Origin of the sequence: Novosphingobium panipatense, from assembly GCF_900182875.1 — a bacterium.
GTDB lineage: Bacteria > Pseudomonadota > Alphaproteobacteria > Sphingomonadales > Sphingomonadaceae > Novosphingobium > Novosphingobium panipatense.
Genome location: NZ_FXUI01000023.1, coordinates 1 through 23979, shown reverse-complemented (window position 1 = coordinate 23979; position 23979 = coordinate 1). Strand labels below are relative to the sequence as shown.

Genomic DNA, 23979 nt, shown 5'->3' with positions numbered 1-23979 from the left:
ACCAGCAGCCCAAGCCCTTCACCTGGGCCGCCGATCCCGACAAAATCATCGCCGCCGTCAAGCGCGGGCACCAAGCGTTAGATTCCATCCACTAGGGGCTATCCAATAGGCGGTTGCGAAACCGTGGCTCGCACCCTAGCATGGCATTAGGGAAAACTGTCTATTTTCAGATGAACAGGTCAAAAATTGAGTATGACAAAACCCGATGCATATAAAGTGTCCAGCGTCGATATTCCGGAGGTTGTTAGCCGAAGGAAATCAATTCAATCCGTAGAAATTGGTGCAAGGGTGCTACTTTCTCTATTGAAAACAGATCCTGGTGGATCTTTTCTTCGCGATGTTGCGTACCATTCTGGGCTGTCCCGCAGTCAAGCACACCGATATTTGCTTGCCTTCGTCAATGCCGGAATGGTAGAGCAGGATGCGTCCAGCGGCCGGTATTCACTTGGTACCCTTGCGGTACGCTTGGGGCTAGGGGCGATTGCAACGCTCGATCCAGTGCGAATCGCCACAAGACACCTTGAGGGACTGCTGAATGAGTTGCAAACGACCGGGTTACTCAGCGTTTGGGGCGACTATGGGCCGACGGTAATTCGCTGGATTGACGGTGGCATCCCACTATTCACTTCAATGCATGTTGGATCCACTTTGCCGTTGCAAGGCTCCTCCACCGGCAGTCTTTTCCTAACCCATTGCCCACCTGCGCAGACTAGAGAGCGCATCGAGATGGAAAGAGCCAAGGGGATAATCGTTAAAGATGCCGATCTGTCCAAGGAAATCCAATCTGTGCGCAAACTTGGATATGCGAGAACATGCGGCTCGGTAGTGCCAGGTCTTGCAGCGGTGTCAGTGCCGGTTTTCGACTCGCAGAATAGCTTGGCCGCGACGATGAGCGTTCTTGCTCGTTCACAGGACAAGACCTATTTCAGCGAGGCAAAGATCGCACGAATTATGGAGGCGGCGCGGCTGGCGAGCGAAGCGATCGGTTGGCCCGGCTCAACTTGAGCTTGTGTACCACCTTTTGCAATGCACTGCACAGTGAGAGCGGCACACCTTGAACTCTTGCTCGCTTGTTGCGGATAGATGACGCTCCGTGGTAGATTCAGGAGAGCAGGGTTAGATGAACCTCGAAAATCCTGCGGCTGGACCCCGCAGTGGTCGCCGGGAATTCATTGCCATGATGGCGATGATACAGGCGCTCCAGTCGCTTGCCTTCACCTCGCTGCTGCCGGCTCTCGGACATATCGCTGCCGATTTTGAGGTTGCCCAATCGAACCAGCGCCAACTGATCATCAGCGTTTTCCTGATCAGTTCGGGATTGAGTTCGCTGATACCTGGAACAATCTCCGATCGCTACGGGCGCAAACCAGTCCTGCTCGGCTACATGGCGTTGTTCGTCATCGTCAATGCGGTTTCGGCGTTGGTGCGCGACTTCCATGTGCTTCTGGCGCTGCGCGCGATATTGGGGTTCGCATCGTCCGGGCTGACGGTGCTGCCGCTGGCGATCATCCGCGATCGCTACGAAGGTGCCGGCATGGCCAAGCTGCAGGCGGTGGTGGCGATGCTGTTCATGGCGGTGCCGACTTTCGCGCCCAGCCTGGGCTATGCGATTCTCGAGCTCGCGGGATGGCGGGCGATCTTCCTGGTGATCGGTGCTTTGGCGCTGGCGGTCACGGGCTGGTTCCTGCTCAGATTGGAAGAAACCAACCCGAAGCAGAACCGGCAGTCGCAGCGCTCGGGCAACTTGCTGGGCAATGTTGCAACGGTGCTCGGGAACCGGATGTCGATCGGCTATGTCATTGGCATGTCCTTGATTTTCGGCGGGCACTTCGGGTTCATCAACAGTTCGCAGCAACTGATCGGCGAGCATTTCGGGGCAGGCTCGGCCTATCCGCTGATCTTCGGCTCGATGGCGGCGACCATGGCGCTGGCCAGCCTGGTCAATTCGGCGATCGTCGAGCGCTTTGGCACCCGGCGGATCGGCCATGCCGCAATTTTCTGCCACCTTGCGGCATCGGTGGGACAATTGCTCCTGGCCTCAGCTCCCGGCGAAACCCTGGTCCAGTTTGTCGTCCTCATGTCTCTCAACATGTGCCTGCTGATTACCGTCTTCGTCAATTTCACTGCAATTGCCTTGCAGCCTTTCGGGCATATTGCCGGCGCGGCCGCATCGGTTCAGGCATTCTTCCGGCTGGTTCTGGGGGCAGGGTTGGGCGGCCTGATAGGTTATGTCTACGATGGCACACCGCGGCCGCTCGCGATTGCGCTGGTCTTGGTCGGGTCGCTGACCTTGGCCCTTGTGCTTTATAGCGAACGGGGTAAGCTGTTCCAGCGCCTCAATCCGTCGAGCCGATAGGCGCTTGCCTCAGGACGAGGTTAATGGCTCCTCAACCGTTTCGGGGATGCCGGGCGCCGCAATATCCGAGACCATCCGCACCCCGTCGATCACGATCGGACTGGCGACCCCGGTTCGCTGGTCGCGCGTGATTGCCATGCCCCGCGCGATAACCTGCGGGTTGGCGAAGACATCGTCGAGTTCGTTGATCGGACCCGCCGGAACGCCGGCGTCCTCGAGCGCGTCGGCCAGCTCCTGCCGGGTCCAGGTTGCAGTCAGCGCTTCGAGCGCGGCCAGCAAGACCTCGCGGTTGCGAACCCGGCCTGGGTTGGTGGGAAAGCGGGCATCGCTATCAAGCCCGACGCCGAGCACCCGGCAGAGGCTGGCGAACTGGCCATCGTTGCCCACTGCGATGACCAGATCCCCGACGCTGGTCGGTAAGGCCTGATAGGGTACCAGATTTGCGTGGCCGTTGCCGACCCGGCGCGGCACGGTGCCCGAGGTCATCCAGTTCAGCGCCTGGTTCGCCATGACGCTTACCTGAGTATCGAGCAGGGTCATGTCGATATGGGCGTTCAGTCCGGTTTCGTGCTGCCGGTTGATTGCGGTGGAGTGGTAATAGGCTGGGCCGAGGTTTTCGCCGCTGTCCGAGACGACAAATGGCGGGCCCCGGTGGCGGGTATCATCGCCGCTGACCGGGCGTTCGATCTTGATCACTTCGGCGCCAAGATCGGCCAGCAGCTGTCCGCACCATGGACCGGCCAGGATCCGGGCCAGCTCCAGCACGCGAACCCCGCTCAGCGGCTTGGCCATGCCACCGGCGGGGGGGACTCCCCACCATTTGACAAGTGTTGAGTTGCGCGGCGGTCCGCTTCGCGCAGCCGTAGGCTACGCTGCGCGGACCACCGCGCAACGGCTCGCTTCTGGAGAGATGAGGCGGTCAATCAGCTCTTCGGGCGAGGGACGGATCGAAGGCGGTTTGAGAGACCAGCATCTTGCAAGCGACAGCGATCAACCAATCGGCGACAGATCGCAATGCGCGTGCATGACCGTGTCCACGGGCACGAAGCGCAGCATATTTTTCTCGGCTCCTGGGGTCGTGTTGAACGGCGACACGAGCCCAGTGATCGACAGCGTTGCGCAGTCGTCCCTGGACCGCCTGCCGCATCAGGACCTCACGCTTCTTCCCGGATCGCTTGGTAATAGGCGCGACGCCAGACAGGCATCGCAAAGCATGATAATCTCGTCGCCGCAGAGCATCGGAAGCCTCTGCGAGCAGCGTGGCGAGAACGATTCTTCCGACGCCCGGCAAGGTTCGCAGGATCGCCACGTCACGCTGCTCCCCGAGCTGTGGTCCAGAGGGTTCCACCGGGACTGAAAGGGCTACTGTCAGCCTGTCGAGTTGAAGCTCTGCGGATGCGATCTGGTAATTGACCAGATCCAGTCGGGCAGCGACGGTTTCAAGTTGGCCCGTTGCGGCTGCAACAGTACCGGCCGCTACGGGGACCGGGATGGTGCGCAACATTTCGAGCACCTGTCGGCCATGCAAACGCCGGCTGCGGTATCGCTTAAGGAGTCTGGCGATGGTCGCTTCATGGACACGGGCAACCTTGGCCGGCGTCGGCACCAGCCGCCATAAAGCGAGGAACCAGGGCGCCGCGATGTCCTGCGACACTTCGAGCAATTGAGGATAATAGCGCCAAAGCAACTCACGCACGCGATGACCCAGGCGCGTACGGTCAAGGTGCAACTCGTCCAGGATACGCGACCATTCTCTCAATTCGACGAGCAGGGGATCGAGCGTGAGCAGCGGCCGAAAGCAATGCGCGTCCGTTCGCAAGGCATCCGCCAGCACCATCGCGTCCCGGCTGTCGTCCTTTGCGCCCGCTGGAGAAAAGCGATCGCGAAAGCGATCCAGCTGTTTGGGATTGATGGCATAGACATGGAATCCGCGTTCCATCAGGCTTTCGACGACCGGACCGTGCGGCACCTCGATCGCGACATGAATATGATCGGGAACCCATCGGTCGCCGCCAGTATCCAGGTCGCGAGTTCCGTCAAACCCGCACCGCCATGCTCAAAGCTGCGTTCGCCGAGCTTGGAGCCATCGGCATCCGTCAATCGAACCTGGTGCGCCTGCGAGGCCCAGTCGACGCCCACAAACCATCGTCTTTCCTGATCCATAACTGTTACTCCCTTCCAGTCGGGGCCAGCCGCGATCTTCGTCTTTCCCTGTATTGGCGTTCACGACGCTTACTCCCTACGGGACGTCATCGCGGCCACCAACCGAGGCACAGGTCCCCCCCAGGTGCTCAAGGCGCAGGGGGGCGAATGGTAGCTCCCGGCAGGCTGGCCCGTCCGCAGCTTACAGCTTGACGGGCCTCAACGAGATACAGGGGGGAGGCGTCTGCCATCCGATCGTCGGCATCGTTTCAGTCCTCTGCTTGCCCGGCGATCCGGGCCGCCCATTCCTTGGCCATGTCGCCGGCCGCCTTAGCCAGCGCGAAGGCATCGATCCCGACCGCGATGAAGCGCGCTCCGCCATCGAGGAATTGCTGCACCAGGCGCTGGTCGCGCGACAGGATGCCGCAAGGTTTGCCGGTTGCCCGGATTCGGGCCAGAGCGCCCGCGGTCACTTCGTACAGCGCGGCGAAATTGCTTTCGCCCAGCAGACCCAGCGACGCGGCCAGATCGACCGGGCCGACGAACAGCGCATCGATGCCGTCGACGGAGGCGATCGCCTCGATGTTTTCCAGCGCCAGCGCGGTCTCGATCTGGACGATGATGCACAGCCGCCGGTTGGCATCGGCGACATAGGCCGGGTAGCGCCCCCAGCGCGCGGCCCGGGCACCGCCGATACCGCGCTCGCCTTGCGGTGGATAGCGCGCAGCCTTGACCATCGCCGCAGCCTGTTCTGCGGTTTCGACCATCGGCACCATGATCGTCTGGGCGCCGAGATCGAGAATTTGGCGGATCGCGATCGGATCGTCGCTCGGAACGCGCACGACCGCCGAGCAGGGCGGATTGGCGTCCACCGCGCGGAGCTGATCGGCGATGCCCGGCAAGGTCTGGGCGCCGTGCTCGGCATCCACCAGCACCCAGTCGTAGCCAAGCCCGGTGCAGATTTCGGCGATGTTCGGGCTTGCCAGCGCGAGCCAGAAGCCGAGCTGCACCGGGCCTTCGCCCAGGCCTTGCTTGAAGCGGTTCGCAGGAGTTTTCATCTGCGCGGCTGCCTCAAACGAACCGGAAACCGATCGCGCCCATCGGCCCGAAATCGGCGTTGAAAACGTCGCCCGGCCGCGCTTCGACCGGACGGGTGAACGAGCCGCCCAGGACGACTTCGCCGGGTTCCAGCGCCTGCCCCCAAGGCGCCAGCCGGTTGGCCAGCCAGGCAATGCCATTGGCGGGGTTGTTGAGCACGCCCGCCGCGATCCCGGTTTCCTCGACCACCGCGTTGCGGCTCAGCATCGCGCCAATCCAGCGCATGTCGACCTTGTCGGGCCGCATCGGCAGGCCGCCGACGATGATGCCGGCGTTGGCCGCATTGTCGCTGATCGTGTCCTGCACCTTGCGGCGGGCGCCGGTTTCGGCATCCACCACTGTCGTTCGGCTGTCGATGATTTCAACCGAAGGGATGACATATTCGGTTGCCCGCAGGACGTCGAACACGGTGACATTCGGGCCTTCGATCCGGCGGGCCAGGACAAAGGCCAGTTCGACCTCGACCTTGGGGGTGATGAAACGGTCGCAAGGGATGTCGCCGCCCTGTTCGAACACCATGTCGTCGAGCAAGGTGCCATAATCCGGCTCGGTGATGCCTGCGACCTGCTGCATGGCGCGCGAGGTGAGGCCGATCTTGTGGCCATGGACCGTCCGCCCGCGCGCGAGCTTGAGATCGACCCATTGCTTACTGATCCGATAGCCATCGGCAATCGTCATGTCCGGATAGCGGGCGGTGAACTGGCGGATTGGCTTGCGGTTCTGCTCGGCGGCATCGAGTTCCCGCGCGAGCTCCGCGACTAGAGCAGGATCAAGCGTTGGTTGCGATTGACCGGATCGAGCGCCGCGATTCGGGCTTGTCATATCCTCTCCCTGATCCTCAAGCATTATGCCAAATGCATTGCACAATAACGAATGGTCGTCTACCACATCCTGCGCCTCCCAACGACCCCTGCCTTGATCGCAAAGGCGGCGGCGAATAGGCACAAGAGCAAACCTGCGGAGATAGAGGATGACCATCGACACAAGCGTGCGGGAAGAAAGGATTACGGGGCGAGGCCTGACTTCGCATACCCTTCTGGCCGGCGATCCGAGCAAGCCGGCGGTGCTGCTGCTGCACGGGGCAGGACCGGGAGCCCATGCCGGATCGAACTGGCTGCACCTGATGCCCGACCTGGCGGAAAACTTCTTCGTGATCGCACCGGACCTGATCGGCTTCGGACAGTCGGTCATCCCCGAACCCTGGCCCGACAATGTCATGGCCTGGATCGGTACACGGGTGGACCAGTGCTTCGGGCTGCTGGACACGCTGGGCATCGATAAAGCCCATGTCGTTGGCAATTCGATGGGCGGTGCGCTGACCCTGCAGATGATGAGCGAGGAGCCTGACCGGATCGACCGGGTGGTGCTGATGGGCTCGATCGGTGCGCCGGGCCCGAAGACGCCCGAACTGGTGCGGCTGCTGTCGTTCTATTCCGATCCGCGGCCCTCGCGCTATCGCCAGCTGATGCACAGTTTCGCCTATGACCCCGACAAGTTCGAAGGCATGGAAGAAATCGTCAAGAACCGCTACAAGATCGCCACCGATCCCGAGATTATGAAGACCGCGGTCAAGATGATCGATTCGATGAAGCAGGGTGTTGATACGCTCAACATGCCGCCGTCGATCCTGTGCAAGCTGCCGCACAAGGTGCTGATCTTCCACGGCCGGCAGGATCGCATCGTTCCGCTCGATACCAGCCTCTACCTGATCGAACACCTCAAGCATGCCGAGCTCTACGTGCTCGATCGCTCCGGCCACTGGTCGCAGCTCGAACGCTGGGACGTGATGCGGCCGATGCTGGAGATTCACTTCGGCGCGCGTTCGTTCTGAGCGCAGCCGGCAGCATAAGCGCCGGGCGCTTGCTTTGCAGAGCAGGGCTGGGCAACCAAGGAAGTGAAGGGGTGGTCGGGCGTCTTGTCTGGCCACCCTTTCCGTTTGAAGGTGCCGCGCATGAATGAATCAGCAACCGATGCCGAAGCCTTCTGGGCGTTTTCGCTCGAGGTCTATGCTAAGCCGCAGGTGGCGGAACTGTGCATTGCCCTACAGGACGAATACGGTTTCGATGTCAACCTGCTGCTGCTGGGCTTGTGGGTGGCGGAGATGCAGCGGAAGGCGCTTGATGCCGAACGGATTTGTGAGCTGCGCGAAGCCGTCGCGCAGCTCAACGACAACCTGGTGCATCCGCTGCGCCGGGCGAGGCGCTGGGCCAAGCCCTCTGATCCCGTTGCCGAAACTCCGCGACACAAGATTTACGGGGCTCTCAAGCAGGTCGAACTAGAGGCCGAACGTCTTGTCCAGGCGGAGATGGTGGAAACTTTGGCGGCAGGCTTGCAACGGGGCGGCGAAACGCCAACGCCCCAAGCAGCGGCAAGGGCGAGCCTGGAGCGATACCGGCAGTCCATCGAAGCGCCCGATTCTGCCACCGCGCCGCTAGCGCAGCTGATCGTCAAGGCGCTCCCTTGGCCGGTATTGCCGGGGTCTGCGCGGGCGGCTCCGCATCCTTGAGATAGGCGTAGATTTCGGCGATCTCTTCGTCGCTCAATTCGGTCGGACGGAATGGCGGCATCTCGATCAGGCCCTGACGCACCACTGCCTTCAGGTAGTCGAGTTCAAGGTCCTTGCGGCCGATCAATGCCGGGACCGGCCGGCCCAGTTGGTCGAGCAACATCGTGGCGGGATGGCCGGGACCAGGATTATGGCATCCTGCGCAGTTCAACGCATAATTCTCAGCACCATCGGGTTTAACTGAATTCGGTGACGTTTTGCAGGCACCGAGCATGGCAACGAGTGAGAGGATAGCCAGCTTGTTCATTTTGTCTCCAACTCCGATAATCGCGGGGCGGCTCAGGCGGATGCGAACAGGCCCGCGGGGTCGAGCGCCTTCTTGATCCGTTCATGCAGGAGTGAGAGTCCCCTGGTTTCGAACGTCTTGTCGACCGCTGCGCGCATTCCGGGTTCGGCGATCGCCTGCCCGAAACCGGCTTCGGCCTGTGCCGCGATCAGCACAGCGGCACATTCGCGGGCCCGGGCGGCACTTTCGATCTGCGTGGTGGCAAAAGGTAGGATCTGGCGATGATTGGCCGAACGCCACATCGCCACGGTTTCGCCAAGATAGTCGAATTCGTGCTTGGCGCAGATGTCGCGCGACAGTTCGTAGAGCCGCATGGCCTCCTCACCATCTACGGGGCTCACCGGGTTGGCGGCAACCGCCTGATCGCCGCTCCATGCCGGAACGAATGCTGGCGCATCGGCCACCACGCCGGTCATGGCGCCAATACGCCACGCCCACAGGCGGGGATCGATGCCCTTGCCGTCGGCGATCACCCGAGCACCGGAGATCGACGAAAACGCCCCCTTGACCATATCCCACAGGATCGGGACATTGCCTGGCAAGCCATAGAGCGCGCCGTAGAGATTCCAGTGGCCCAGGCCCAGCGCCTCGCCCGCAGCGGTTACCGCGCTGGCCGCCATAGGCCCCTTGCCATCATAGTCGCCGCGCTTCTTGCCGAGCAGGGCGGCTTCGTGCAGCGCGCTGCCGACCGCGACGCCATTGGCCACGACCATGTTGAGCTTGAGCGGCCCGAGCACGTCGAGCAGATCGGCCAGCTGGTCTTCCTTGGGCACGGTCACCATGAAGGTCTGGTGGGCTGGCGGTTGCGGCATCATCCACATGCCGACCTTGGTCGGCACCGCGAAATCCGACTGCGTGAACAGGCCATCGACCCAGGGGCCGTAGCCGAACTTGAACAGTTGCCAGCAGGTGCTCTTGGGCATGGCGCCCATGCCCGTCCGCACAAGCTTTCCGTCCGCGAGCATGACCTCAAGCCCGCACTGCATCAGGAAGTGATCGGAGTAGGGGGTGTAGCCGGGCTGACGATGGACGAAGCTTGCGGCCACACTGGCGTCGGGGTTGCCGCCATGGTCGATCCACAGCTTGATGCCCTTTTCCTTGATATGGGCATCGAGCTGGCGGAAGGTCACCCCCGGTTCGACCAGGCAATAGGCCAGCTCCTCGTTCACCTCGAGAATTGCGTTCATGCGCTGGAGGTCGAGGATGATGACCTTGTCCAGCCCTGCCTTTTCGAGGCCGTGGGCGCCGTTGCACACGGGTTGCAGCACACCGCCGGCGGTTCGCGCCGCCTCCAGCGCCTTGGCGAGCTGGGTTTCATCCGCCGGCAAGACGATGCCAAGCGGTGCCGCGCCGCTGATTGCAAAGCGGGCCAGCCCCTGAGGGGTGCGATCGACTGCCGCGGCGCCGATCGCAGCTTCCACCGCGGTCAGCGCGGCCATCTGGCGAGCTTGGTCTGTCATGGGTCCTGTTCCGCCTGTCTATTGCTGGAGAATCTTCACGTAACGATCGAGATTGGCTGCATCGACGGCGAAGTGCGCCGAACGAATCCCGATGCCGATGGCGCTGTCCGGTTCGCTGTCGCGCCACGAAAAGCAGCAAGTCGGGCAACGGTGGATGGTCCACACCACCTTGCCGCCTTCCTTGCCTTGATAGTCAGCGAGGGCGCCGCCGGTCGCGCAGCGCGGACAGACCGTCTTGCTCATTGCAAAGCTCCCAGTTGCATGGCCCGGATCTTCTTGCTCAGCTCGTCAATGTCCGGCCCGGTCGGAGGGGTGACCAGATGCGCTTCGCCGACCGGGTCGGGGGGCAGGTAGCTGGTCGCGTCGATAATCAGGCGATGACCCTTGCCGGGAACGACGGCCGAAGGATCGATCGGGACCGCAGGCATGTTGGGCAGGACGATGATGTCGTCGGCGCGGGTGCGGGTGGAAAGCGCCCACATCACCTGGTTGAGATCGAAAGGATCGACATCGGCATCGACCATGATCAGGTTCTTGAGATACATCACGCCGTGCGGAGTGCTCAGCGCGCGCAGCGCGACGGTCTTGGCAAAGCCCGCCATCCGGTTCTTGACCGAAATGATCCCGGTCAGCCCGTGCTGGTACAGCGCGTTGACCGCGGTGACTTCCGGAAAATTCTGGCGCAGCTGCGCATAGATCGGGGCCGAGGTATGCAGGCCGATCAGGGTATCGTGTTCGGTCCAGCCGCGGCCGATATAGATGTTCTCGAAAATCGGGTTCTTGCGGTGCGAGATGGCCGTCACCTTGAAGATCGGCGCCTTGCGGACCCCGCTGTAGGAACCGGGAAATTCGCCGAACGGACCTTCCAGGACACGTTCGCCCAGTTGCATTTCGGCTTCGATCACGATCTCGCTGTCGGCGAGGATGTCGATGCCATTGCCCGACTTGGTCAGCCGGATCGGCGCGCCCATCATCGCCGAGGCATAGGAATATTCCGATTCTTCGTAACCGATCGGTGTCGCCGCGAACACCGCCAAGCCCGGATGGTTGCCCAGCATGACCGCGATCTTGAGCGGCAGGCCGGTACGTTCGGCCGCCATGATCTGCCGGCCCATGTCGTGCGACGGGATGGTCATCAGGGTGAAGCTGTCGGGACCTTGCAGTTGCAGCCGGTAGATGCCGACGTTCTGCTTGCCGAAATTGTCTAGGTCTTCCGGATCGCGCGACGCCACCGATGCCTTGCCGAGGTAGAAGCCGCCATCGTATTCGTTGATGCGGTAGACCGGCAGCACGTCGTAGAGGTTGATCCCGCTTTCGATCCGGCATTCATGAACCGGCGCCCGGGCTTCGGGAACGGTGCTGATCTGCGCCGCCGCATCGCCCCAGCGCCCGGCGATCTCGAAGAACAGTTCGCGGATTGTCGTTCCCTTGGGGCGGCCGAGCAACAGCGCGATATTGTCCCACGAACCGTGCACGCCGACCGCGGTGCGCTTTCCGGGGTATCCGGCAATGTTGTCGAACACGATCGCTGGCGCGCCGTTGGCGTCGCGCGATGCGGCGACCGCGATGTTGCGCACGTCGGGCTCGGGCATCACCCGCTCGCTCCAGGTGATCGCCTGTCCGGCATCGCCCAGCAGTTCGAGGAAGTCCCGCAGCGAGGTGATGGACCGCGATTGCTTGGCCAGATCCTGCATCATCAGTTCCCTTCAGTCAGACCAGCTCAATGGCCGCCTTGGCCGGCGGTGGCCGTCTGGACGGTCACCCATTTCCACTCGGTCATGATTTCCAGATCGGCCTCGGTGCCTTCACGCCCGAACCCTGAAGCCTTGGTGCCGCCAAACGGGACGTGCGGTTCGTCGTGGAGGGTCGGAGCGTTGATATGGACCATCCCCGCCTCGGCTTGCTGGGCAAAGCGCAGGGCCTTGTCGATATCGCGGGTGAAGATCGACGCGCTCAGGCCGTATTCGGTGTCGTTCGCCAGGTCGATCGCTTCCTCGAGCGCGTCGAATGGATAGAGCGAAGTGACCGGACCGAAGGTTTCTTCGGCAAAGACCGTCATCTCTGGCGTCACGCCGCTCAGCACCGTGGCCGAGCAAAGGTTGCCATTCCATTCGGCCCCTGCAAGAATTACCGCGCCCTTGGTGCGGGCATCGTCGATATGCCGGCGGACTCGATCGCGTTGGCGTTCCGAAATGATCGGTCCGAGCATGGTGGTGGGCTCGCGCAGGTTGCCGCCCTTGGCCTTGGCCGTCGCGGCGGCGAAGGCCTTGGCAAAGGCGTCGAAGATCGGACGTTCAACGTAGATCCGCGATGCCCCCATGCAAACCTGGCCCTGATACATGAAGATGCTGAACAGCGCGGCACCGACGGCCTTTTCGAGATCGGCATCGGCGCACACGATCAACGGGCTCTTGCCGCCGAGTTCGAGTGTGTACTTCTTGAGGTTCCGGCCGGCGATCCCGGCGATGTGCTTGCCGACTCGCGACGACCCGGTGAAGGTTATCGAGGCAACCTTGGGATGACCGGTCAGGGCATCGCCGATTTCCGCGCCGTTGCCGTAGACGATGTTGAACAGCCCATCGGGCACGCCGGCGTCGCGCCACAGGGCGGCGAGCAGATCGGCGACCTTGGGGGCGGCTTCGGACGGCAGCAGAACGAAGGCGTTGCCGGTCGCCAGCGCCATCGCAGATTGCTTGATGCCCTTGATCAGCGGCACGTTGAACGGGGTAATCCCGGCGACTACCCCCACCGGCTGGCGCAGGCTCATGCTGAAGCGGCCCGGCGTGTCGGAGGGAATTGTCTCGCCGCGGACCCGCCGCGGCACTCCGGCCGCAGCGCGCAGGAAGCTCACCGCGAACCGCGTCTCGAACCCGGCCTTGGCGGCGGGCGAACCGATTTCGTCGATCAATACCTCGCTGAACAGCGCGGCGTCGCGCTCCATGATTTCAGCGGCCTTGACCATCCAGCCTTCGCGCACCGCGGCGGGCAGATCGCGGTGCTGGCGAAATGCCCTGTCGGCGGTCTCCACAGCACGATCGACGTCGGCGGCCGTGCCCGCCGCAACCCTGGCGTAAACGCTGTCGTTGACCGGATTGAGGTCGTCGAAATAGGTGCCGCTTCCAGGCGCTACCGCCACGCCGCCAATCCAGTGATCGAGGTTCTTCATCTTGCTAGTATCCTTCAATCAGATTCCGGCGCGGTCACGCGGTTGTGCGCATCGCCTTGGGCCAGATGCCCTGCTTGCCAGGAGAGAGAATGCCGTTGGGATCGAGAACATCCTTGAGGCGGTGGTGGAGATCCCAGAGTGCGCCGTCGTTGTGTTTGTAGGTCCTGGCGATCTGATCCATGAAGGCGAGGTGCGTGCGGTATTCGCCGAACCCCGCCTCCGCAGCCTCGTCGACCAGCAGGCCGAACAGGTCGTAGGCGCTCTTGCGCATCGTCTCGTCGGCGCGGTCGTACATGATCATCAGGATGTGATGCATGTCGCGCCAGCCGACCAGGAATTCGCCGATGTAGTCGAAGCCGTGATCGTTGCAGCGCTGCTTGATCAGCTTGTATTGGGCAAGTGCTTCGGAACCACTGGGCGCCGAGATCGGCGAAAAGTTGATGTGCCCGCCGCCGCCGATCCAGTTCATGATGCTGAATTCGGTCATGTTCGGCTCGCCGCGCATCAGCCGTACGCGATAGTCCCAGGCCGGATCGTTCTTGCGATCGAAATGGACCTTGGCGCCGGGAATGCTCATCAAGGCATCCTCCACCACCTTCCAGTTGTTCTCGATCACCGGCGGCGGGCCGTACAGCGCGCCGTAATAGTTCCACATTCCCAGATCGTGGTCCGCGGCGATCTTGGCACGGATCGACGGCGGCAGCGGGCCCTTGCCATCGTAATAGTGGCGCCGCGTGGTCTTGGCCGAGGCCTCCCACAGCAGATCGACCGCAACCGCCGCATTCGGGATGATCTGGTTGACCTTGAGCGCCCGGGTGACCTCGAAGATCGCCTCGAGATCCTCCTCCTTCTGGTAGGTGATCATGAAGGGCTTGTAGCCCGGCGGTTCCGGCATCAGCCAAATGCCCATCTTGGTCACCACGCCGAAATTGGATTGGGTGAACATGCCGTCGAAATGCGGGCCGGCCACGTGCTTGGTGACCTGCCAATGCTTCGATCCGGCAAGCGCGCCCTGTCCTGTTCGAACGACTTCACCATCGGCCAGCACCACTTCCATGCCGCACTGCATGACAAAATGGTCGCCATAGGGGGTATAGCCGGCGCCATGCTCCAGCGCATTGCCCATCACGCCGCCCCAGGCTGGTGCGGCAGGATCGATCCACAGCTTGCTGCGGATCTGGCGCAGATGGCGGTACAACTGCATGTAGGATACGCCGGGCTCGACCAGCGCGTAGCCGTATTTCTCGTTGACCTCGATCACGCGGTTCATCCGCCGCAAGTCGAGCATGACATAACCGGATTTGCGCGGAGCCGGGCCACCATAGGCAAAATTGCGGCCGGTCCCGATGGTCCAGACAGGGATCTTGTAGGCGTTGACGACTGCCAGGATCTTCTAGATTTGCTCGACACCGTCGGGCGCAACAGCGGCGGACGGCAGCATTTCGCCATCGGCCAGCGGAGAATAGGCGTCCCGGTAAGCCGAAAGCGGAAGCTCGTCGAGGAATACCCATTGCTTGCCGACAACCGCGGCAAGCTCGTCGAGCGCCTTGTTGAAAGTGGATGCGTCGACACCCTGGGGAACAATGCGGCTCAAGACAGGTCTCCCCCGATTTCATAAACCCAGGAGGCCAGCAGTCCGGGGCTGCCGGCCGCGATATCGCACGAACCCGACTGACAGGTGTTCAAGCGAGCTTCGGTTGGGGCACCGAGCGCGTCGCGAACCAGGTGCGCGACGGCCACCGGCCATGCCGCCGCGGCGCCTTGGAGCAGTTGCGCCGCGCCCTCGGTCCGATGCTGCCAGCGTCCGCCCGTGTAATGGTGCCGCCACAGCAACGCCGGGCGGGCGCCGCGCTCAACCAGGACCTGTCCGGCGATCATGGCTGCGGGATCCGAAGTCAGGCCAACGATCAGGCCATCGGCATCGTCCAGTTCGTGCAGAAGGACATTGAGCGACCGGTCAAGCCGGATGGTCCGGCCAACCACGCCGCTTTCGGCAAGCGTCGCCGCGAACATCCGGCTTTCCGGCGACGCGCTTTCCTCGATCACCGTCACCCTGCGTGCGCGGGCCGCCGCCGCTCCGGGCAATACGCCAAGCCCGGCCACGGCTGCGCCCAGCGCTCCGGCTCCCAGGAGCTCGCGTCGCTTGATATCCCAAGCCATCATGCCTGCCTTTCGATCTTCAGCGGCGCCGGTTCGGCGACCGCACTCTCGGTGGAAAGTCCCTGCCAGCGGCCCGCTGCGTTGCGATGTATGTCGAAGTGATCCAGCACCCGTGTGCAGCTGTGATCGACGATGTCCTGAAGGCCTGCAGGACGGGCGTAGAATGCCGGGACCGGTGGAAAAATGACCGCGCCCATTTCGGTGCAGGCGACCATGTTGCGCAGGTGAGCCAGGTTGAGCGGCGTCTCGCGGGTCATCAGCACCAGCTTGCGCCGCTCCTTCAGCATCACATCGGCGGCGCGCGTGATCAGATTGTCGGACAGACCGTGGGCCACCGCTGCCAGAGTGCGCATCGAGCAGGGCGCTATCACCATGCCGTCGCACAGGAACGAACCGCTGGCGATGCTGGCGCCGACATTGCGGACGCTGTGCACCACATCGGCCGCACCTTCGATCAGGCGACGGCCGTCCGGAATTTCTTCGCGGATGTTGAGCAAGGCGGCTTGCGACATGACGAGGTGAGTTTCCCAGCCACCTTGTTCGCGGAGCATTTCGAGCAGGCGCTGCCCGTAAACCGAGCCCGTCGCTCCGGTTATGGCAACGACCACGCGCTTCATGGGCGGACTGCGCCGCCCGCGCGTTCCCTGCGTACTCCCGTCGCAACGTTCATGGCCGAATCCTTCTCCCTCAACCATTATGCAACAAATTGTACTATAAGCAACATGTAAGAGCACCTTGAAGCTATGTCCTTCGGGGCTTCTCCGCTTCAATCGCAGGCTGCGGCGGCAAGCCGAGACTTATGGCCTTGAGTTCCAGGAATTCGTCGATCCCGTGACGCGATCCCTCGCGCCCCAGTCCCGATTCCTTGACCCCGCCAAACGGCATGGTTTCCGAAGAAATGATGCCGTTGTTGACGCCGACCATGCCGACCTCGAGACCTTCGGCAAGGCGCCAGAACCGGTCCATGTCGCGGGTGAATGCGTAGGCGGCCAGGCCCGAGCGGGTGCTGTTGGCCAGGGTCAGGGCTTCGGCCTCGGTTTCGAAACGGAAGAGGGGAGCGACCGGTCCGAAGGTCTCTTCCAGCGCCAGCCGCATGTCCGGGTTGGCGCCGGTCAGGACCGTGGGCTGGTGGAACAGCTCGCCGGCTTCATGGCCTTCGCCTCCCGTGACGATCCGGGCACCGCGCCCGACGGCATCGCCGACATGTTCGCGCACCTTCTGCAATGCCGCGGCGGTGATCAGCGGGCCCTGATCGGTCTCGCCTTCCAGGCCGTTGCCGACGCGGAAAGCCGCGACTCTGGCGGCCAGCGCTTCGGCGAACCGGTCATGGATGCCGTTCTGCACCAGGATGCGGTTGGCGCAGACGCAGGTCTGGCCGGTGTTTCGGAACTTTGAAGCGATCGTGCCCGCCACGGCGACGTCGATATCGGCATCGTCGAACACGATCAGCGGAGCGTTGCCGCCCAGCTCCATCGACACCCGCTTGAGCGTCGTCGCGCACTGCGCGGTCAGCAGCTTGCCAACCGTGGTGGAGCCGGTGAAGGTGAATTTGGCAACGCCGGGATGGCTGGTCAGGACCGATCCGATCGCCGGCGCATCGCCTGCGATGACGTTGAAAGTGCCCGCCGGAACACCGGCCTCGAGTGCCAGCCGGGCCAGCGCGAAGGCCGTGAGCGGGGTCAGTTCGGCGGGTTTGAGTGTAACGGTGCATCCTGCGGCCAGGGCGGGCGCGACCTTGCGCGTGATCATCGCTGCGGGAAAATTCCATGGCGTAATCGCGCCGACCAGGCCCACCGGCTGCTTGAGAACCAGGACCCGGCGATCGCGTTGGGCGGGGATGATCTCGCCATTGATGCGCCGGGCTTCTTCCGCGAACCATTGGATGAAACTGGCCGCATAGTCGATCTCGCCCAGCGCTTCGGCGAGCGGCTTGCCCTGTTCGGCCGTGAGCAGCATTGCCAGATCGTTGCGGTTTTCGCGAACAAGCGCGAACCAAGCGTGCAGAATGGCGGCGCGTTCGGCGGCCGAATGGGCCCGCCATTCCCCGAAGGCTCTGGCGTTGCTTTCGACGGCGCGGTTCGCCTCGACCGCACCCAGGAGGGGGATTTCCGTCAGCGCCATCCCCGTCGCAGGATTGATCACGGCAATCGCCCGCTCGGTAGTGGCTATGGCCTCGCCATCGACGATCGGCAGGCCTGCAGCGAATTCGGGCCGGGACAAGGATGGCTGGGAAACAGGCATGGAGCGAAACCTTGGCAGTCGGTTGGGAAGTTCAAGGGATGCAAACGAAACGGGGCGGAACCGCCGGAGCGGATCCCCCCCAATCGATGGGGTGACCTTTCGGTCACCCCAGGCAGAGCCGTCAGTACTTGTAGGCGACCTTGAGGAACCATTCGCGCGGCCGCGAATAGGTTGCCTCGGCGACGCCGCCAACGTCCAAATCCACATAGCCGCCCTGGATGTAGCGCTTGTCGGTTAGCCCGTCCTATTCACCGGACCGGGTCTGGCGGGTTGGCGGGAGTGGCATAAGCCTCTGATCTGAATTAGGAACTGGGTGTCGAAGCCGAACCTGCCGCAGGGCAGAAAATGCCACAGGCCACACCCGCCATGAATGACGATATCGCAAGCACATTCCGATTCCCAGCGGTCGGGCGCAAGAAAGTCACAGCCGCTTTCGACGGTGGCCGGCTGACATCGGACGGCGGTGTCCTGCTGCTGGCGCAGGCCGAGCGCACGATGGGGATCTGCCATCGGCTTGCGGCTTGCATTGCCGACTGGCGCGATCCTGCGCGGGTGGTTCATCGCCTCGACGACATCCTGCGTGCCCGCGTGTTCGCGATCGCCTGCGGCTATGAGGACGCCGATGACCTCGACGCCCTGCGCGACGATCCGGGCTTCCGCCTGGCCCTGGGCAAGCTGCCGGGATCGGGCGTGGGGCTGGCCAGTCAGCCGACGATGAGCCGGTGGGAGAACGCACCGACCTCGCGCGAATTAGCCAGGATGATGGCCGCGATGATCGACATCTACTGCGCCAGCTATCCCGCCCCGCCGGCGGCGGTGACGCTGGATATCGATGATACCTGCGATGTCGTGCACGGTTATCAGCAACTCTCATTCTGGAATGGTCATCATGGCGAGCGTTGCTTCCTGCCGATCCATGTCTAAGACACGGCCACCGGCCGGCCGGTGGCGATGCTGCTGCGCACCGGCAAGACACCGTCGGGTGCCGAAGCTGCCGGCCACATCCGGCGCCTGGTGCGTCACATCCGCCGAAACTGGCCGGAAACGCACATCGCCATCCGCGGCGACGGGCACTATGGCCGGCCCGAGGTCATGGCCTTCTGCGAGGCGGCCAGCGTCGATTACGTGTTCGGCCTGCCGACCAACGCCGCGCTGCGTGGCGATCCGGTCATCGTCGCTGTCGCCGATGCCTGCGCGGTCAAGCGGGCTCAGCGCCAATACCCGGTCCTGCGCAGCTATGCCGAGACCCGCTACGGCGCGAAGAGCTGGAACTGCCAGCGCCGCGTCGTCGCCCGAATCGAGGCCAGCACAATGGGCATGGACATCCGCTATGTCGTCACCTCGCTGGCCGACGGCTCGGCCGAGCACATCTACGACACGCTCTACTGCGCTCGCGGCAACGCCGAGAACCTGATCAAGCGGCACAAGACCCAACTCGCCAGCGATCGCACCTCGTGCCGCTCTGCCAACGCCAATCAAATGCGCCTCATCCTGCACACCGTCGCCTACTGGCTCCTGTGGCGTATCCAGCAGGAAATCCCAAAAGCCACCGCACTCGCCGCCGCCGAGTTCGCAACGCTGCGCCTGCGGCTGCTCAAGGTCGCTGCCCGCGTTATCGAAACCGCCACGCGCATCCGCGTCGCCTTCGCGTCAGCCTGCCCCGATGCCAGCGTGTTCAGAGCCATCGCCATCAGCCTCCGGCCAGCACCCACATAGCCAGCGCGGCGGTGCCGCCGAACCCCCGAGCCCAGTCCATCAACCTCGAAAAGCCCATTGCTCCTGCCGCGGTGAAAAACGCCGGCGAAGCCGCTCGCCCTGATCACTGGGCCACCGACAGATCGAGGCCAGACGAACCCGGAGCGGCGTCATCATGAATAGTGCGGGTTAGGTTCGTGACACCTGCCGTTACCGTGAAGTGGTCGCTGGCGTCGGTGAACGAAGCGCTGGCGCCGAACACGCTATAGGCGGGTTGATACAGCTGCGGGCTGTTGATGGCATCCTTGAAGGTGACGCTCTGATGGTACCAGTCGCCGCGAAGAACGAACTTGCCCTTGTCGCTCTCGTAAACGGTCGCATTCGCGGCGATCGTCGCTGTCCATTCGGGCACGAACGCAAACTTGGAGTTCACGTTTACCGGGAAAGCACTTGGATCCACCGAACGATAATAGGCATCGAGGTAACCGACACCATAGTCGATCCTTAGCCAGTCGGTCGGGGCGGCCTGGCCTTCGATCTCGAAGCCCTTGATCCGGCCCACACCCCCGTTGCGAACCTTGGGCGCGATACCCTCGTTCACGACGATTTGGATGTCGCTGTAGTCGGATTGGAACAGCGCGATGTTCATGCGCAGGCGCCGGTCGAACAATTCGGTCTTGAGGCCGACTTCGTAGGATTCGACGAATTCCGGGGTGAAAGCAGGGGTGACGAGTTCGCCCGGGAATATACGCTGGCTGAAGCCGCCATTCTTGAAGCCCTTGGAATAGGACGCATAGCCCATGATGTCGTCGGTGAACTGATAGTTCACCGAGACCGCCGGGGTCCATTCCTTGGCCTTGGCGGACACCTCGACCGCGGGCAGATTGTGGTTGCCGCCAGGATTGGTCGCCGACGGAACACATGCCGGGTCAGGGAACCCGTTCGGCAGCAGCTGCGGCGCTGGCTGGCCGACCAGGCAGCGGCTGTACTGAATGAACACGCCATCAGGATAGGGTGGGAGAAGACCCGCGGTGAAATCGCGATAGATTACCTGGGCCGAAGGGTCGAAACGCTTGGTTTCGTTGGTGTAGCGGATACCTGGAGTGATCGAAAGCTTGTCGGTGACCTTGTAGGTGAACTGCATGTAAGCTGCATAGCTGTCGTTGTTGATTTTGCCGCCGCTTAAAAAGTTCGCGAAACCGAACCGCAGCGGTTCGATGTCCTGGCCCTTTTCCTTCAAGTAATAGGCGCCCAGAGCGAACTTGAGCCTGTCGTCGAACAGGTTACCGTTGAGCTGCAATTCCTGCGAAGCTTGCCACAGGTCGATGTTGTTGGTCAGCTGCAGCACTTCGTGCGGAGTCACGTCGAAGTCGTATTCGATGACCGACTTCTGGTCGCGGTACGCACTGATCGACTTGAGTGTCACGCCGCCGAAATCATACTCGAGCGTCAGATTAGTACCCCAAAGGTCGAAGTCGGAACGGTTCGGACCTCCGGCCCAAGTCGTATCGATATCGCCCGTTACCCATCGGGAAGAAACGCAGTTCGGATTGCTCACCGGCGCCAGTTCACCCGGGGCGCCACATTGTCCAGCGCCACCGCCCAGCTTGTTGTAACCGAAGTTTGAGCTAGGGAAGGCAACTTGACGGCCGTCAGGCAGATTCACGATTTGCAGAAGATCGGGTGAGTCCCGGTTTTCGATAAGATAGATAGCTGCCTGTTCTTCGCGACGAATGTTGACGTCGGCGGCGAGAATTGCCTTGAAGTTGTCGGTCGGTTCCCACTTGAAGGCGACGCGTCCAGAGAAGCTGTCCTTGTTGCCCTGTCGTCCGCCGTCGAACAGGCGGCGCTGGTAGCCGTCGCGGGTTTCGTAGGACGCCACGGCGCGCATCGCCAGCGTATCGCTGATCGGGATATTGACGATGCCCTTGATATCGGCACGGTTGAAGCGTCCGGTTGCGGCTTCGAGCTTGAGTTCGAAGTCATTCCCGGGTTCGTTGGTATTAACAATGATCGCGCCGCCAATCGTGTTTTTGCCGAACAGGGTGCCCTGCGGACCGCGCAGGATCTGGACGTTCGAAATGTCCGCCATGTCGAGCAGGCCCCCGACCGAACGGGCAACATAGACGCCATCAACATAGATGCCGACACCGGGATCGACGGTGATGTTGAAATCCGTTTGGCCAACGCCGCGGATAAAAGCGGTGAGCGAGGCGCTGGAGCCAGAGATGTTGCCGACGGGTTGAATGTTCACATTGGGCGCGAAGGACGCAACCTGCGCGACGTTGGCAATTTGTCGGTCTTCGATCATTGCACCGCTCATCGCGGTAACCGCGATCGGCGTTTCCTGGGCATTCTCCTCGCGCTTGCGCGCGGTGACGACGATAGTGTCAAGACCGCCGGTATCCTCGTTCTCCTGCGCTGCGGCACTGGCTTGTTTGGCGTCCTGCGCGAAAGCGTTGGTCGGAGCAAAGGCAAGGCAAGCAAGCACAAGGCTGCTGCCAGTAAGCAGCCATTGCTTGCCGCTGCCCGTGTTGTACATCATAGACATGCATATTCTCCCTTGAGTTTGATTTGGATCGCGGTTCCGATCCATTTTCCCACCTCGTTTTAAAACCTGACTTCAACCGTCCCACCGATCTTGCGCGGCTGCTCGTAGAAACCATCGGTCGATAGCGCGCCGGGGCGCATCGTCTGGAACACTTTTTCGTTGGTCAGGTTGGTGGCCCACAGAGAAACTTTCCATTTCTCGCTCTCGGGCGTCCAGCCAATCGACATGTTCGACAAGGTATAGGCACCTTGCGAGAAAATGTTGGCGAAGTCGTAGTAGAGGCGCGAACTGAAAGAGAGGTTGCCGTTGATGCTCAACCGACCGCCGCCCAGATCATGCCCACAGTCAAAGCCGACGTTGCCTGACCATTTCGGTGCACGAGTCATGACGTTGCCCGAAGCATCCAGCGTTACGACGGTATTTCCGCCGTCAGCCCGCGGGAGAAAGCCTTGGGCGGCCGTGAAATCCTTGTAGCGCGCGTGGGTGTAGGCTAGCGCCCCGCGCAACTTCAAATCTCTGGTGGGTGCAACGGTCAATTCCAGTTCGCCGCCATAGATTTCCGCATTGGCGGCATTCTGGAGAATGTATCCCGCGCCAAGCGAATCCTTCGACTGCAGTTGAAGGTTTTTGTAATCGTAGTAATAAGTCGCAAGGTTGACCCGCAGCCAATTGAGCGGATCCGACTTGATACCGAATTCGGCGGCCTTGATTTCCTCCGGTTCGACCGGCACGTTGCGGGTGCTCGCCATATTGTAGACACCACTCTTGAAGGCGGTGCTCCAACTTGCGTAGACGTTCGTGGTGTTGCTAATTTCGTAACGAAGGCCGACTTTGTAGTTGAACTTATTGAACGTCCGATCGACGTCGTTGACGACTAGGGTGCCATTCACCGTTTGCGAGAACTCGCGTTTTTCCGTGGTGTAACGGCCACCGAGATTCACGAACAGGCCGGGCGTGGCCTCATAGGTCGCGTCCGCAAAGCCCGCGAAGGACCGACCGCCGAGATCCGGCTCAAGCGTCGGCCCGGCTAGGGGGAGAGTAGGATTCGCGGCCGTCCAGGGCTGGAGGAAGGAACTGCCACCGAACTGGTAGAAATAGCCGCCTACGAGCCATTGGAACGGCCCGGGGTTCGACGAGCTGAGCTTGATTTCCTGACTGCCGGATTCGGAGCGGAAGATCGCTGGAAAATTCCCTAGTCGCAGATTCGAGGCATCCGAATCCGTAATCTGGGTCCAGCGCAAGTTCAGGAAACCGCTGGTGGTTTCCAGGTTGACTGCGACCAGTTCGAGTTTGGTGTGCAGGGCGAAGGTCCACCGCCGAAGGTTCAGCACGGGCGCCTCGGCCAACGACGCTTGCCAGGGGCCCGTTGGCAGGATGACGCCAGGAAACCGCCGTCCAGCAGTGTTGCCGTCGACCGGCTGGGGCGAATTGGTGGTGCTCTGCTGATCGAAGAATTCGCCGGTCAGGACAACCTTGAAATTGTCCGCAGGCTTGAACAGAACCTTGCTGCGCAGGTCGATGACCCGCTGATCGCCAAGCGTTCCACCACGCACCAGATCGTCAATATAGCCATCGTTCTTGCGGAAGAGGCCAGATAGATCGATCGCGGCCTTTTCGCTGATCGGGCCGGTCACATAGAGCCGCGCGTCATAGTCGCCCGCTTCGCGCCGCATCCGACCGACCCGCAAGGAAGCCTTGCCCCGGAAATCGAAGCTGGGGTCCGGCGTGATCACATTGATCAGCCCGCCCGTCGCATTGCGACCAAAAGTGGTGCCTTGCGGACCGCGCAGCACCTCAACCGGCTCGACCTCGACCAGATCGATTCAGTTTGCGGCAGATTCGGGCTGATAGACACCGTCGATGTAGGTGGCGATATTGGGTTCGTCGCCAATCGAGATGCCGGTTGAGCCGACACCGCGAACCACGGGCTGGAAGACACCCATGTTGCGGCTGCCTACAAAGCCAGGCACCAGCTGGGTCAGCGTCCTTACTGTTGAGACGTCGGCCGATTGCAGGGCATCTCCGCCCAGCGCTGTGACGGCCACGGGCACCTGCTGCAATCTTGCTTCGCGGCGGGTCGCAGTGACAACGATATCTTCGATACCGGTCGACGCCTGCTCATCTTTGGGCTGCTCGGCTGTTGTATCCTGAGCGAGCGCGACACTAGTGGATGGAATCTAACGCTTGGTGCCCGCGCTTGACGGCGGCGATGATTTTGTCGGGATCGGCGGCCCAGGTGAAGGGCTTGGGCTGCTGGT

At 62.2% G+C, this 23979-nt stretch carries 22 protein-coding genes and 1 pseudogene; 5 read left to right on the top strand and 18 right to left on the bottom strand.

Going from position 1 to position 23979, the window contains the following annotated elements; translation table 11 throughout:
• Window positions 1–192: 192 nt before the first annotated feature.
• Both QOL62_RS18615 and QOL62_RS18610 read left to right on the top strand, forming a co-directional pair.
• On the top strand, window positions 193–1005 hold the full coding sequence (locus QOL62_RS18615) for an IclR family transcriptional regulator (RefSeq protein ID WP_037513068.1): 813 nt from the start codon (window positions 193–195) through the stop codon (window positions 1003–1005).
• 115 nt (window positions 1006–1120) lie between these two features.
• A complete protein-coding gene (locus QOL62_RS18610; RefSeq protein WP_230588712.1) occupies window positions 1121–2356 on the top strand; it encodes an MFS transporter in 1236 nt (411 codons plus the stop codon).
• Window positions 2357–2365: 9 nt separating this feature from the next.
• Here QOL62_RS18610 and QOL62_RS18605 read toward each other — a convergent pair whose 3' ends face one another.
• From QOL62_RS18605 to hpaH, 5 genes are all read right to left on the bottom strand, one after another.
• On the bottom strand, window positions 2366–3148 hold the full coding sequence (locus QOL62_RS18605) for a CoA transferase (RefSeq protein WP_037513063.1): 783 nt from the start codon (window positions 3146–3148) through the stop codon (window positions 2366–2368).
• 127 nt (window positions 3149–3275) lie between these two features.
• Window positions 3276–4295: an IS110 family transposase gene (locus QOL62_RS18600; RefSeq protein WP_206366622.1), complete on the bottom strand. Its 1020-nt coding sequence runs from the start codon at window positions 4293–4295 to the stop codon at window positions 3276–3278.
• Window positions 4295–4519 carry an IS110 family transposase gene (locus QOL62_RS18595; protein ID WP_052076710.1) on the bottom strand — a complete coding sequence of 75 codons (225 nt, stop codon included), beginning with the start codon at window positions 4517–4519 and terminating at the stop codon, window positions 4295–4297. The genes QOL62_RS18600 and QOL62_RS18595 overlap by 1 nt, the downstream gene beginning before the upstream one ends.
• 248 nt (window positions 4520–4767) lie before the next feature.
• The gene (locus QOL62_RS18590; protein WP_230588710.1) at window positions 4768–5508 is read right to left on the bottom strand and encodes an HpcH/HpaI aldolase family protein; all 741 of its coding nucleotides are present in this window, start codon (window positions 5506–5508) and stop codon (window positions 4768–4770) included.
• A gap of 61 nt (window positions 5509–5569) precedes the next feature.
• Window positions 5570–6418 carry a 2-oxo-hept-4-ene-1,7-dioate hydratase gene (hpaH, locus tag QOL62_RS18585; RefSeq protein ID WP_037513059.1) on the bottom strand — a complete coding sequence of 283 codons (849 nt, stop codon included), beginning with the start codon at window positions 6416–6418 and terminating at the stop codon, window positions 5570–5572.
• 148 nt (window positions 6419–6566) lie between these two features.
• Between hpaH and QOL62_RS18580 the strand changes: the two genes are divergently transcribed.
• Together QOL62_RS18580 and QOL62_RS18575 are read left to right on the top strand one after the other, a co-directional pair.
• A complete protein-coding gene (locus QOL62_RS18580; RefSeq protein ID WP_037513057.1) occupies window positions 6567–7427 on the top strand; it encodes an alpha/beta fold hydrolase in 861 nt (286 codons plus the stop codon).
• A gap of 63 nt (window positions 7428–7490) precedes the next feature.
• Entirely contained in the window at window positions 7491–8102 is a 612-nt protein-coding gene (locus QOL62_RS18575) for a TIGR02444 family protein (protein ID WP_283407186.1), read from the top strand.
• On the opposite strand, the gene QOL62_RS18570 is transcribed toward QOL62_RS18575, so the two are convergent.
• The 10 genes from QOL62_RS18570 to QOL62_RS18525 form a co-directional block, all read right to left on the bottom strand.
• Window positions 8044–8409: a c-type cytochrome gene (locus tag QOL62_RS18570; protein WP_013832790.1), complete on the bottom strand. Its 366-nt coding sequence runs from the start codon at window positions 8407–8409 to the stop codon at window positions 8044–8046. The two genes, QOL62_RS18575 and QOL62_RS18570, sit on opposite strands and share 59 nt — an antisense overlap.
• Before the next feature lie 32 nt (window positions 8410–8441).
• Window positions 8442–9908, bottom strand: coding sequence for an FAD-binding oxidoreductase (locus tag QOL62_RS18565; RefSeq protein ID WP_037513051.1), 1467 nt, complete (start codon window positions 9906–9908; stop codon window positions 8442–8444).
• An 18-nt stretch (window positions 9909–9926) separates the two neighbouring features.
• Window positions 9927–10151, bottom strand: a complete 225-nt coding sequence (locus QOL62_RS18560; RefSeq protein WP_037513049.1) for a non-oxidative hydroxyarylic acid decarboxylases subunit D — start codon at window positions 10149–10151, stop codon at window positions 9927–9929.
• On the bottom strand, window positions 10148–11605 hold the full coding sequence (locus QOL62_RS18555) for a non-oxidative hydroxyarylic acid decarboxylases subunit C (protein WP_230588707.1): 1458 nt from the start codon (window positions 11603–11605) through the stop codon (window positions 10148–10150). The genes QOL62_RS18560 and QOL62_RS18555 overlap by 4 nt, the downstream gene beginning before the upstream one ends.
• A 23-nt stretch (window positions 11606–11628) precedes the next feature.
• Entirely contained in the window at window positions 11629–13074 is a 1446-nt protein-coding gene (locus QOL62_RS18550; RefSeq protein ID WP_037513046.1) for an aldehyde dehydrogenase family protein, read from the bottom strand.
• Between the two features lie 34 nt (window positions 13075–13108).
• Window positions 13109–14461, bottom strand: a complete 1353-nt coding sequence (locus tag QOL62_RS18545; RefSeq protein ID WP_283407187.1) for an FAD-binding protein — start codon at window positions 14459–14461, stop codon at window positions 13109–13111.
• Window positions 14462–14467: 6 nt separating this feature from the next.
• The gene (locus QOL62_RS18540) at window positions 14468–14668 is read right to left on the bottom strand and encodes a hypothetical protein (RefSeq protein ID WP_283407185.1); all 201 of its coding nucleotides are present in this window, start codon (window positions 14666–14668) and stop codon (window positions 14468–14470) included.
• Window positions 14665–15234, bottom strand: coding sequence for a hypothetical protein (locus tag QOL62_RS18535; RefSeq protein ID WP_037513044.1), 570 nt, complete (start codon window positions 15232–15234; stop codon window positions 14665–14667). Before QOL62_RS18535 ends, QOL62_RS18540 begins: the two co-directional genes overlap by 4 nt.
• Window positions 15234–15851 carry a UbiX family flavin prenyltransferase gene (locus QOL62_RS18530; RefSeq protein ID WP_025548158.1) on the bottom strand — a complete coding sequence of 206 codons (618 nt, stop codon included), beginning with the start codon at window positions 15849–15851 and terminating at the stop codon, window positions 15234–15236. Before QOL62_RS18530 ends, QOL62_RS18535 begins: the two co-directional genes overlap by 1 nt.
• A 124-nt stretch (window positions 15852–15975) precedes the next feature.
• The gene (locus QOL62_RS18525) at window positions 15976–17475 is read right to left on the bottom strand and encodes an NAD-dependent succinate-semialdehyde dehydrogenase (RefSeq protein ID WP_037513043.1); all 1500 of its coding nucleotides are present in this window, start codon (window positions 17473–17475) and stop codon (window positions 15976–15978) included.
• Window positions 17476–17841: 366 nt separating this feature from the next.
• On the opposite strand from QOL62_RS18525, the pseudogene QOL62_RS18520 reads away from it, so the two are divergent.
• A pseudogene (locus QOL62_RS18520) lies at window positions 17842–19191 on the top strand (IS1380 family transposase).
• 103 nt (window positions 19192–19294) lie between these two features.
• On the opposite strand, the gene QOL62_RS18515 reads toward QOL62_RS18520, so the two are convergent.
• From QOL62_RS18515 to QOL62_RS18505, 3 genes are read right to left on the bottom strand one after another with little or no spacing between them, the layout of a single operon-like run.
• A complete protein-coding gene (locus tag QOL62_RS18515) occupies window positions 19295–21766 on the bottom strand; it encodes a TonB-dependent receptor (RefSeq protein WP_283407184.1) in 2472 nt (823 codons plus the stop codon).
• 14 nt (window positions 21767–21780) lie between these two features.
• Window positions 21781–23514, bottom strand: coding sequence for a TonB-dependent receptor (locus QOL62_RS18510; RefSeq protein ID WP_155282121.1), 1734 nt, complete (start codon window positions 23512–23514; stop codon window positions 21781–21783).
• Window positions 23515–23544: 30 nt separating this feature from the next.
• Window positions 23545–23772: a TonB-dependent receptor plug domain-containing protein gene (locus QOL62_RS18505; protein WP_276207875.1), complete on the bottom strand. Its 228-nt coding sequence runs from the start codon at window positions 23770–23772 to the stop codon at window positions 23545–23547.
• Window positions 23773–23979: the final 207 nt, after the last annotated feature.